This window comes from Mesorhizobium sp. WSM4837 (genome assembly GCF_055811435.1).
In genome coordinates this window covers 41,919-52,830 of sequence record NZ_JBVVQE010000051.1, presented here as the reverse complement: position 1 = coordinate 52,830, position 10,912 = coordinate 41,919, and the positions used below count along the sequence as shown (strand labels likewise).

The 10,912-nt window shown below is 59.5% G+C and carries 7 protein-coding genes and 2 pseudogenes; 8 read left to right on the top strand and 1 reads right to left on the bottom strand.

Annotation, left to right across the window (positions count from 1 at the left end; genetic code table 11):
• Positions 1 to 80: 80 nt before the first annotated feature.
• The 4 genes and pseudogenes from AC0L3D_RS25450 to AC0L3D_RS25435 all read left to right on the top strand — a co-directional run.
• Positions 81 to 547, top strand: a pseudogene (locus tag AC0L3D_RS25450) (transposase); the annotation flags it as partial.
• Positions 548 to 630: 83 nt separating this feature from the next.
• On the top strand, positions 631 to 1,404 hold the full coding sequence (locus tag AC0L3D_RS25445) for a class I SAM-dependent methyltransferase (protein WP_287250633.1): 774 nt from the start codon (positions 631 to 633) through the stop codon (positions 1,402 to 1,404).
• A 522-nt stretch (positions 1,405 to 1,926) separates the two neighbouring features.
• A pseudogene (ftsH, locus tag AC0L3D_RS25440) lies at positions 1,927 to 3,237 on the top strand (ATP-dependent zinc metalloprotease FtsH); the annotation flags it as partial.
• Positions 3,238 to 3,586: 349 nt separating this feature from the next.
• Positions 3,587 to 4,654, top strand: coding sequence for a glycosyltransferase family 2 protein (locus tag AC0L3D_RS25435; protein WP_287065393.1), 1,068 nt, complete (start codon positions 3,587 to 3,589; stop codon positions 4,652 to 4,654).
• A gap of 128 nt (positions 4,655 to 4,782) precedes the next feature.
• On the opposite strand, the gene AC0L3D_RS25430 is transcribed toward AC0L3D_RS25435, so the two are convergent.
• Positions 4,783 to 5,919, bottom strand: coding sequence for a glycosyltransferase family 2 protein (locus AC0L3D_RS25430; protein ID WP_287065391.1), 1,137 nt, complete (start codon positions 5,917 to 5,919; stop codon positions 4,783 to 4,785).
• A 367-nt stretch (positions 5,920 to 6,286) separates the two neighbouring features.
• On the opposite strand from AC0L3D_RS25430, the gene AC0L3D_RS25425 reads away from it, so the two are divergent.
• The 4 genes from AC0L3D_RS25425 to AC0L3D_RS25410 all read left to right on the top strand — a co-directional run bounded on the left by AC0L3D_RS25425 (position 6,287) and on the right by AC0L3D_RS25410 (position 10,909).
• Positions 6,287 to 7,258: a polysaccharide deacetylase family protein gene (locus AC0L3D_RS25425; protein WP_473646195.1), complete on the top strand. Its 972-nt coding sequence runs from the start codon at positions 6,287 to 6,289 to the stop codon at positions 7,256 to 7,258.
• Positions 7,258 to 8,103, top strand: a complete 846-nt coding sequence (locus AC0L3D_RS25420) for an ABC transporter permease (protein WP_287065387.1) — start codon at positions 7,258 to 7,260, stop codon at positions 8,101 to 8,103. Before AC0L3D_RS25425 ends, AC0L3D_RS25420 begins: the two co-directional genes overlap by 1 nt.
• Positions 8,104 to 8,191: 88 nt before the next feature.
• On the top strand, positions 8,192 to 9,169 hold the full coding sequence (locus AC0L3D_RS25415) for a glycosyltransferase family 2 protein (protein ID WP_473630219.1): 978 nt from the start codon (positions 8,192 to 8,194) through the stop codon (positions 9,167 to 9,169).
• 111 nt (positions 9,170 to 9,280) lie between these two features.
• Positions 9,281 to 10,909 (top strand): glycosyltransferase, encoded by a 1,629-nt coding sequence (locus AC0L3D_RS25410; RefSeq protein ID WP_473630218.1) that lies wholly within the window; start codon positions 9,281 to 9,283, stop codon positions 10,907 to 10,909.
• Positions 10,910 to 10,912: the final 3 nt, after the last annotated feature.

The window sequence follows — 10,912 nt, the reverse complement described above, 5'->3', positions numbered from 1 at the left end:
CGTCGCGATCCACCTCAGCGCGCTCTCGCCACCCACCTTTCAGCGCGACGCCAAGCTAAAAACGCTCTGCATTATGCCGACGTCGGCATAACGTGCATTTCATGAGGAACGTGCTGGCGCATGCCGGCAAGAGCGGGCGCCGCGTCGCACGGCCTTCATCGCCACCGCCTTCGCCCAGGAGACGGCCGAGGCCGCCAGCACCCAATGACGCGCCGTTGCCGACCAGATCCGGCCGAAGGTGCCGAAGCTGGCGACAATCATGGACGATGCCGAGCCCAACGTGCTCGCCTACATGACCTTCCCCAAGGAGCACCGTGCCAAGCTGCATAGCACCAACCCGATCGAGCGCCTCAACGGCGAGATCAAGCGCAGGACCGAGGTCGTCGGCATCTTCCCCAACGACGACGCCATCGTCCGTCTCGTCGGCGCCTTGCTGCTCGAACAGAATGATGAATGGGCCGTGCAGCGGGCCCGCTACATGACGCTTGAGACCATCAGCCAGATGAGCGATGATCCGCTCATCAGCCTGCCGGCAGTGGCGCGCTGATCAGTCCGGCCCATGCCGGAGAGCACGGCGTCCAGTGCCGTCAGCTACACCACGCCAGTGGGCACGATCCGAGGAGTCCCGTCATGTCTAGAGAACGGTTTCTGAGAAGATCGACATCGGTGTTGACTAGGGCTCGGCGGCTCGGACGAAATATCCTGCGCTGGCTGGAGGGAGACAGCCGATCCCAACAGCTCAGCGACGAAGTTCTGTTTTGGAGACACTGGTTCTCCACTCAGGGATCATTCTGGCCAGAGGACTACAAGGAACGTCTTGACCCCAATTTACCAATTCAGGATCACGTTGGGCGATATGTCGACAGGTTGACGACCAACCCAGTTTGCATACTCGATGTGGGCGCTGGCCCCTTGACGAAGCTCGGCAAAGTGCATGCCTCGAAAGAGATCATGATTACTGCAACTGACCTGCTGGCATCAGAATATGATCAAGTTCTGAGAGATTTTGGGATCCAACCTCTAGTGCGAACAGTCTTCGGTGACGCCGAAAATCTTAGGACCCAATTTGGCGATTACAGTTTCGACATCGTGCATGGACAGAATTGTATAGACCACACGACTAGTCCACTCAAGGCAATACAACAGATGCTCTCGGTCACAAAACATGATGGTTTCGTCGTGCTTTATCATGCTGAAAACGAAGGAAAGACGGAATCGTACAAGCAGCTGCACAAGTGGGACTTCACATGTGAGAAAGGACATTTCGTTATCAGAGGGCCTGGACCGGGTGGGGATGCGGTAGATGCCACTAACGCGCTGGCCGCTCTAGGGTCTGTTGAATGTAGCTTGGACGACGGCGCGGTGCTTGTTGCAATCCGAAAGCATCCGCAAAGACGCCAGTGATATTCTGGCTAACCTGCTCGCAGGCGGCCTCCTATTTCGGGGGGCATGGGTTCAGATAGCGGTCACCTGAGGTATCGCGGGGTAACACTTCGGTTCCGCTTCGCTCCACCTCCAATCCTTTGCACCCACTGCACGCGTAGTGTCGGTAGCTTTTCAAGTTGTGCGGTTTTTGTAGCACATCAGCTGTCCGCTTTGGGTTGACGGTTGACCCCGGATGAAAGCGGAAGGACATCCGGGGGCCGCTTGCTGGTTCAGGTGCCTGCCGCGGCAGGCTCCTACGCATGGGCTTGTCGCTGCCCTTGCGTCGTTTCCGGTGAAGCGCCGACCTCGTGTCGAGACGCAGTCAAGGCTGGCCGCCGCGCTGCCGAGAGGGGGGCCGGCTGCGACGCTTCCAGGCCACGCCTTGAGGGCGTCGAGCACGGGTGCAGCATGGGTGAGATCGGCTCGCCGATCTCCCGGCCCTCGGCATCATAACGGCCGATGCAGCGCGGGCCGTGGAAGATGGCCAGCCCGTCGTCCGGATACTGGCTCGCGAAAGCCGTTGCAGGCGAGGCAAAAGTTCCGTTCTTCTCGATCTCGGGCTCAGAATTCGTCGAGATGTTCGTAGGCGTCGGCGCCGCCCGTGTGCGCGACCTGTTCGAGCAGGCACGCGCCAAAGCCCCGGCGATCATCTTCATCGACGAGCTCGATGCGCTGGGCCGCGCCCGCGGTGCGGGCCCGATGATGGGCGGCCACGACGAAAAGGAGCAGACGCTCAACCAACTCCTGGTCGAGCTCGACGGTTTCGACCCGAAAATCGGCGTCGTGCTGCTCGCCGCGACGAACCGCCCGGAAATCCTTGACCCGGCACTTCTTCGCGCAGGCCGTTTCGATCGGCAGGTGCTGGTCGATCGCCCGGACAAGCAAGGTCGCGTCCAGATACTCCAGGTCCACATGAAGAAGGCTAAGCTGGCGGCGGATGTCGATGCTGAAAAAGTCGCCGCGCTGACGCCGGGTTTTACCGGCGCCGATCTCGCCAACCTGGTCAATGAGGCGACCCTGCTCGCCACGCGCCGGAGGGCGGATGTCGTCACGATGGACGATTTCAACAATGCGGTCGAGCGCATCGTGGCCGGGCTCGAGAAGCGCAACCGACTGTTGAACCCGAGGGAACGCGAGGTCGTCGCCTATCACGAAATGGGCCATGCGTTGGTAGCCATGGCGCTGCCCGGAGTGGATCCCGTGCACAAGGTATCGATCATCCCGCGCGGCGTCGGCGCGTTGGGCTACACGATCCAGCGGCCGACCGAGGACCGATTCCTCATGACGCGCGAGGAACTGGAGAACAAGATGGCGGTGCTGCTCGGCGGCAGGGCGGCCGAGTGGATCGTGTTCGGGCATCTGTCCACGGGGGCCGCCGATGACCTGGCCATAGTGACCGATATCGCCCGCGCCATGGTCACGCGCTACGGCATGTCGGAAAAGCTCGGCCATGTGGCGCTGGAAAAGGACCAGCGCTCCTTCCTGAGCCCCAACCCACTTGCCGGCGGTCCGCGCGAGCACGATTACGGCGAGGCCACCGCCGAGGCTATCGACGCGGAGGTTCGCAGCATCGTCGACACAGCTTTCGCGCGAACCGTCGGCCTCCTCACTGAGCGACGGGATCTGCTGGAAAAGACGGCGCGCAAGCTGCTCGAAATCGAGACGCTAAGTGAAGCTGAACTTGCATCGCTCGTCGGAAACGTCTCGGCACCGGATCGCGCGACAACGGAGGCATCCGATCCGCAATCGGGGAAGCGACCGGTACGACGAGGCAAGGCTGCGGCTACAAACGTCTCGCGCCCCGCCGGGTGATGCCCTTGCCCGTCCCGACGGCAGATCCCTGGCATCGCCAATCTCGACGCGGCCTCCCCAAGTGACCCGTTCCCAGTGGCATAGTGTCGCTGCCAATCACTGAGATAGTCGCCCAGGGCCTGGCAACAACGAAGACCAGCACGGCCTCTCACACGCGCCGGGCGGCCGCAATCCGCGTCGCGCGGCGCCGGTTGACCGGCTTGTTCAGTAAAGGCTAATGAGGCAGCGTTACGCGACCGATCGTTGTGTCTGTTTTTCGGATTTGGCGTTGCTTTCGTCACGGTCCGAATCCGCCAGCTACGGTAAGGCTGAATGACCGACCACATTTGCCTCGAATTCGCCCCGATCATTGAAGAGCGGTGCTGATTGCAATGCTGGCGCCATCCGTTTACCAACTCTTGCAGACAAAACGAAGGCTCTTATGATCCAGGACAATGCCAGGGTCGGCGTCGTGGTGCCGATGTTCAATGCCGAGCGAACCATTCGCGCCACCTTGACCAGCATCTGCCAGCAGGATCATCAGGCGCTGGACATTATCGTGGTGGACGACGGGTCGACGGACCAGTCCGCCTCGATTGTGGCCTCCTGTGCTGAGAGAGACCGGCGTATACGCCTGATGAGGCAGTCGAACGCCGGTGTTGCGCAGGCCCGCAACAGCGGTGCGGCCTCTACCGATGCCGAGTTTCTGGCGTTCGTCGACGCGGATGATCTCTGGGCCCCTTCCAAGATCTCACTGCAACTGCGCGCCCTGCAGGAAGGCGGTTCTTCCGCGGGCCTGGCCTATTGCTGGTTTGCCCAAATCGACGAGAACGGCCGGGTATTCTCACTGTACAACCGGCCCGACGCCGACGGCCACGTCTTGCAACGGATGTGCAGAATGAATTTTGTCGGCAACGGGAGTTCGATGCTGATGCGTCGCTCCGCATTCGAGCGGGCGGGACAATTCGATCCTTCCCTGAGGGCCAGGAACGCACAGGGCTGCGAGGACCTTCTCATGTGCCTCAGAATAGCGGAAAATTACGAATTCCGCGTCGTGCCTCAGCACCTGGTGGGCTATCGGATAACGAACGTCAACATGTCGAGCGATGTCATGCAGATGCTTCGTTCATGTGAAATCGTCCTTGCCGAGTATCGCGAAAAATATCCGCAGTTCGGCAGCGATCTCGATGCGCATCTGGTCGACATGATCCATTGGCTTGCCATCAGAGCCTTGGTCGGCGGGCGGCTGTTCGCAGCCGGCGACCTGCTGAAGAGATACTTCGTCCTGGAACCGCGCACGGCAATTTCCCGCCTGCCCCACATGATCGACATGTACTGCCGGGCCAGGCTGGTTCCTCGCTGGGTCAAAATTCGAGTGAAGCGGATGCGAAACAAGAACGCCGAGTTTCGGCGCCTTTATGAAGAGACCAGCTGGTGAGCGCTTCCATTTCGAGCGCTTGCGGCGGCACTTCCGCCTGGCGGCGGCGTCTAGATGGGCGAGGCCGACCGTCGTCGGACTTAGGTTGGCTGCGGCGGTTCTCGAAGGCGTCACCTCGTGTTTGGGACCTAAGCGCCGTTTTCGACGAGAGCGGACGGATCAATACTCCTCGGACCTGACTCGTGAAGCTGGCGCGGCGTCGGGGTCTTGAGGGCCACCTGGACGCGCCTTCGAAGCCACTCCGGAGGAGCTGGCTGGCAGATGAAGGTCGGATCGGCGTCGAAAAAATGCCTGGAGGTACAGATGGAATGCGGTGAGGTCGGAACCATGCGCTGTTTAACGGCAAGCAGTCTCGGCACAAAGCGACGCAGCCGCCGCCACAGGTTTTGTGCGATCGGCTTTGCGAAGACATGAAACAGCGCGGCCGGATCGATCCGTGTTGCGTGGACAAACGGAGCGATGGCCGCGCGCGGCGACGTACGGGCGGCTTCGCTGCCATAATACGCTGAAGCCACGCCATCGGACCAACGAAACAAGAAAGACGCTAGCCCGGGATGTCGCGTGCGGACTGTTTCAAGGACGATGCGGTGCGATGTCAGCATGACGACATACTTGGTCGACATAGAAGACGGTGATCGCCGGTAACCAATCAGATACTCGGGAACGACATCATAATCGGAGATCGCGGCAATGTTGAGCTGCATCTGCAAGTCTTCGGCTCCTTGGGCTCCTGCGGCTCTGAGCGATGGGTCGTATCCCCCGGTTGCCGTAAGAACTGATCGCCTGATTAGCGGTGAACTTGCATTGCCAATAAAATTGTCAACCAGCAGCCAGTTGTGAACGTCCCCGCGAGCGAGAGTTGGCGGGGAGCATTCGATCACCAAATCATCATCATCGATGACCCGATACCATGCGTAGACAAGGCCGAGAGACGGCCGAGATTGGAAGAGGCCGTGCTGCTTCTCCAGCTTTGTCGGGTGCCACACATCATCCGCATCAAGCGGCGCTATAAATTCACTCTTCGCCGCATGAATTGCCAGGTTTCTGGCCACAGCAACCCCTTGGTTCTGCTGTCTCAGAAGAGAAATACGCGGATCACTTGTTGCAAATGTCTCGACGATCTCAGCGGTCCGGTCGGTCGACCCGTCATCGACCACTATGATCTCCAGCTGTTTGAAAGTTTGTGAGGCGGCCGACTGGATCGTGTTTCGGATAGTCTTTTCCGCATTGTAGGCAGGAATGATGACGGAAACGGCGGGTTGCATATCGAAAAAAACCTGCTTTTGATGAAGGATGAAAGAAAAGTGAGCGCCACCGGCCTAAATGCTAACATACTCGAGCGGGATAGTATCAAGCCGCGCCTCTCCCTAGCTACTTCAACGTCTGAGAACTCGCCCGATCTTTCGCACTTTCGGCGGCGACATGTGCCAATATGCTGGTTCCAAATCCGCCCAAACTTGTGATGCCTTCATGCTTTCTTTCATTCGCTCACCTCCGTGCCCGTGGCGTCGTGGTCTTATTGCGATCAGCTATATGCTTTGAACACTCACATGTTTGGCGTTTCTGCCGATCGGGATGGCATCCGCGAAGGGACATGAGCGTGGTTTTCGCGGTTCCCGCGGCTGGAGACCGATGGTGATCCCGCGCGTTCTCCTGCAGCTTGGTCGGCTGGTGCGGCGTCGACGCCTGCGCCGTGCTCCCATCATACTGATGTACCATCGCGTTGCAGACATCGCCGTCGATCCGTGGAGCCTGGCCGTCCATCCGGCGAGGTTCGACGAACAAATCGACGCGCTGACGCGGAGCCGGCAGGTGGTGCATTTGCATGAGCTGTTCGATGTCAACGCACGGGGAAAGCCAGGCAAACCGCTTGCGGTTGTCACGTTTGACGACGGCTATCACGACGTCTACAGCAACGCTCGCCCTATCCTGCAGCGTCACGACTGCCCGATGACGCTGTTTGTTGCGACGGGAGCAATCGGAAGCGGCAGGGAATTCTGGTGGGATGCGCTCACGCGCATCTGTCTTGAGACGTCTGAACTGCCTGACCAACTCGACATCACCATCGAGGGAGCCAGGCAGCACTGGCTTATCCCGAAGATGGTGGATCAGGCCGGCCGTGACAAAGTCTACCGGGAGGTATGGTCGGCGCTCCGAACACTGCCGTATGAGCGACAGAACGCGCACATCGAAGACATTGCGAAATGGGCGGGCGTTGGTCTCGACGCCAGGCCAGAGCACTGTATTATGACCCCCGGGGAGGTTGGTGACATCAGTGACGACCTGATCACGATCGGCGGTCATACGGTCAGTCATCCCACGCTTCCGGCCCATTCCTTCGCGACCCAGCTTCGCGAGATCGTCGACGGCCGTTCGGCCTGTGAGCAAATGACAGGAAAACGCGTCCTCTCTTTTGCATATCCATTCGGAGACCATGACGCTCTGTCGGTATCTGCCGTAAGGGAAGCGGGATTTGAGTTCGCATGCACGACGCGCGCCGGGTACGTTGCGCCCGAGGCAGACGTGCTGCGTTTGCCTCGATTGTATGTCGGCAACTGGTCAGGGGACGAATTCTTGCGAAAAATCGAGGATCATCTGTTCTGATGAACGCACAGCAGACTACCATCATCACCCCTCGACGCGGCTGGTTTGACCTCGATTTCTGGCACCTGTGGCGCTATCGCGATCTGCTGCTCCTGTTCGCGATGCGCGACATCAAAGTCCGCTACAAGCAGACCTTGCTTGGTCCGGCTTGGCTGATCCTGCAGCCCCTGGCGCTTACCGCAGCCTTGACCACCGTCATCAGCGGTATCGCGGGCATTTCAACCGGTGGCCATCCCGCGCCAATCTTTTATCTGACAGCGTTGGTGCTGTGGTCGTATTTTTCCCAAGTCGTCTCCACAGCGAGCCAGGTCTTCATTGCGAACGGTCATCTTTTCAGCAAGATCTACTTCCCGCGACTCGTCGTTCCCGTGTCGTCGCTGCTGTCGAACAGTGTGGCCCTGGCGATCCAGCTTGGCGTCGCATTGGCCTTCTTGCTCTGGTACCAGCTGACGGGAAAAGTGGACGGGTTGTCGTGGCGCCTCGCGTTCTTTCCGCTGGTGATCATCCAGGTCGCGGCATTCTCGTTGGCTGTTGGGCTTTGTCTAGGAGCGTCAACCGCGAAGTACCGCGATACAGCTCATATGACTCCCTTCCTCATTCAGATCTGGCTGTTCGTGACGCCGATCATCTTTCCTTTTTCGGCTATTCCCGAGCAGTACCGGACGCTGACCGGATTTCTGAATCCGCTCGCTGTCATAATTGATGAATGGCGCTGGTGCTTCTTCGGCACTTCGGCAGTCGGTGCGCCACAAATCGCGGCAGCGCTTGTCACGACCTCGGTCGTGCTGTTCATCGGCGTCGTGATCTTTCAACGCGTCGAACGAACGGCCATGGACATGCTGTGAAGAGAAATGATAACCCTTGCGGCCCCGTAGAGAGTGAAGGTCGCCTTTCGTCGGCCGCCGCGCATTCTGCACAATGGGCACGACGCCGATGCCATTGATCTCCGTCATCACGCCTTTCCTCAATGTCGAGCGGTTTCTTCCGGACGCGATCGAAAGCGTGCGCGCGCAAACCTTGATCGACTGGGAAATGCTTCTCATTGACGACGGATCATTCGACGGGAGCGTTGCAATCGCGGAGGCTGCAGCAACCGCAGATCCGCGAATCCGTTTCATTCGATCGAACGGCCGGCGTCGCGGCGCCGCCGCGGCGCGCAATGCCGGAATCGCGGCCGCGTCGGGCATGTTCTTCACGTTCCTGGATGGCGACGATATATTTGAGCCGGAAAAATTCGAGACGGAACTTGCGATCTTTGATGCGCATCCTCGCGCCAAGGTCCTTTACGGACCGACCCTGTGGTGGTTCCCCGATGAGCCTCACAGGAACTGGACCGACTCGATGCCACGCCAATCGGACCGTCTGCACATGCCGTCCGACCTGCTCGACCAGGTCATCGTGCGCCAGCGGGCTCATGTGCCGTGCATCTGCTCGATCATGGTTCGCCGCGAAGCTTTGGTAGCGGTGGGCGGCTTCGATGAGGCGTTCGAGCTCTACGAAGACCAGACCCTTCTAGTGAAGCTGCTGTTGCGCTATCCGGTGTTCGTTACATCCACGCCCACCGGCCGATACAGGCAGCACCTCGATTCGACATCGGCCAAGGCGACTGCTTCCGGCATCTACGATCCACTGCGCCCGCATGCTGCTCGCATCCGCTTCCTCGAATGGGTTGAGATGCATGCGTCGGCCTCGGGATTAATGACGCCGGAGTTGCAGCGGGCGCTCCGCTTCGCATTTGCGCACTATCCGGCCCAGCGTCGGCCCCTGACACTTCGCGATAGGTTTGACCTCGCCATCGAAGCCGCACGCCGGTTCGCTCCGCGGCTGACGCCACGCCGGTTCGCTCGGCGTCTGACGCCACGCCGCATCCTGTCGAAGGTGTTCAGGCTACTGACGAGAGCACGGAAGTAGTGGGCGGGACCGGGTGGCGCGGATTGGATCGCGACCGAGCCTGAGATGTCTGATATCAACGAACACCCGCCCGTTGCCTCTCTGCGAAGCTAAGGAGAATTTGGCTGTTTCATGATCGCAGTCGTCATAACAACTTACAACCACACTCGCTTTCTCGAGGAAGCCATTCAGAGCTGTCTTCGTCAAAGCCGGCCGATGGATGAAATTATTGTCGTCGACGACGGATCCACCGACAATCCGGCATCGGTTGTCGAGCGTCATCCGGGCGTGCGCCTGATCAGGCAGGACAATTGCGGGCTCGCGGCCGCCCGAAACACCGGACTAGCGGCTTCCAGATCCGATTACATCACCTTTCTGGACGCGGATGATCGTCTCCTTCCGAATGCCATTGAGACGGGCGTGCGAATGCTGGTTGCGCATCCAGATGCGGTTCTCGCTTACGGAGCTCATCGCTTCATCAATGGAAGCGGTGCGATCCAGTCAGACAACCATCACGTCGCGCTTGTTGAAGATCCTTATCTTCAGTTACTGCGGACGGGAAACTTCATTGCGATGCATGGGACCGTAGTTTATCGGCGGGAGAGGCTCGCGGCCATGGGCGGGTTCGACGTTTCAATGCGGTCCTGCGAAGACTATGAGCTATTCTTGCGAATCGCCCGGCGCGGTTCGATCGTAACGCACGACGATGTCGTCGCCGAGTATCGCATGCACGGCGACAACATGACGAAGAATCGATCGATGATGCTCGCTGCAGCATTGTCGGTGCTTGACAAGCAGCTAGCAGGTCCGGTTGACGACGATGTGCGTCTTGCAGTCCGCGATGGTAGGCGGTTCTGGAAGACCTACTATACCGGACAGTTGACTACTGATGCCTTGCGCGCGATCCGCGCCCAACCCGCCAAAGCGATTCGCATGCTGCGGCAGGCTTTGCAGATGTCGCCGCCGATCACGCTGCAAACGGCGGCATTTAAGATAACACGCAAGGTCGGCAGGCAGGTGCAACGGCTGCTCGGAGCTTCCGGCGCCGATTGGCGGGCTCCGCGCGTCGGTTCGGTGCGGTTTGGGGATTTCGCACGCACGATGCCGATGAGCCATTCATTTGGATATGATCGGGGCAAGCCAATAGATCGGTATTATATCGAGAATTTCCTACGATTGAATGCGGCCGACATACATGGCCGTGTGCTGGAAATCGGCGACAACAGCTACACGATGCATTTTGGCGGTGCTCATGTCGTCAAGAGCGACGTGCTGCATGTTGATCCCGATGATCCAAACGCGACCATCATAGGCGACCTGTCGCAGCCCGGAGTGCTGCCGTCAAACGCCTTCGACTGCATCATCCTCACGCAAACACTTCATCTGATCTACGACATGTCGGCCGCGGTCGCTGCACTGGCCGAAGCGCTCAAGCCCGGGGGCGTGCTGCTGCTAACTGTTCCTGGCATCACCCCGGTCGATCGCGGCGAGTGGGGCAGCACGTGGTTCTGGTCATTGACGCAGGCGGCGTTGGCGAAGTTGCTTGCGAAATCCTTCAGCACGGCGAACATGGCGCTCGAAACCCACGGCAACGTCTTTGCGGCAGTTTGTTTTCTTCAGGGACTCGCCAAGGAAGAAGTTTCTGACCAGAAGCTCGACGTCCGGGATACCGCCTATCCTATCGTTGTCACGGCGCGCGTCGTGAAGGACGGGCTGACCGCGGATCAACCCGGCAGTCGAACCGCAGATGTTACGGCTTGAGAT

What these genes read in the sequence shown, in the direction of transcription:
- AC0L3D_RS25410 (WP_473630218.1), top strand. Translation starts at nt 9,281, where the DNA reads ATGATCGCAGTCGTCATAACAACTTACAACCACACTCGCTTTCTCGAG.
- AC0L3D_RS25425 (WP_473646195.1), top strand. Translation starts at nt 6,287, where the DNA reads ATGGTGATCCCGCGCGTTCTCCTGCAGCTTGGTCGGCTGGTGCGGCGT.
- AC0L3D_RS25430 (WP_287065391.1), bottom strand. Translation starts at nt 5,919, where the DNA reads ATGCAACCCGCCGTTTCCGTCATCATTCCTGCCTACAATGCGGAAAAG.
- AC0L3D_RS25415 (WP_473630219.1), top strand. Translation starts at nt 8,192, where the DNA reads ATGCCATTGATCTCCGTCATCACGCCTTTCCTCAATGTCGAGCGGTTT.
- AC0L3D_RS25420 (WP_287065387.1), top strand. Translation starts at nt 7,258, where the DNA reads ATGAACGCACAGCAGACTACCATCATCACCCCTCGACGCGGCTGGTTT.
- AC0L3D_RS25445 (WP_287250633.1), top strand. Translation starts at nt 631, where the DNA reads ATGTCTAGAGAACGGTTTCTGAGAAGATCGACATCGGTGTTGACTAGG.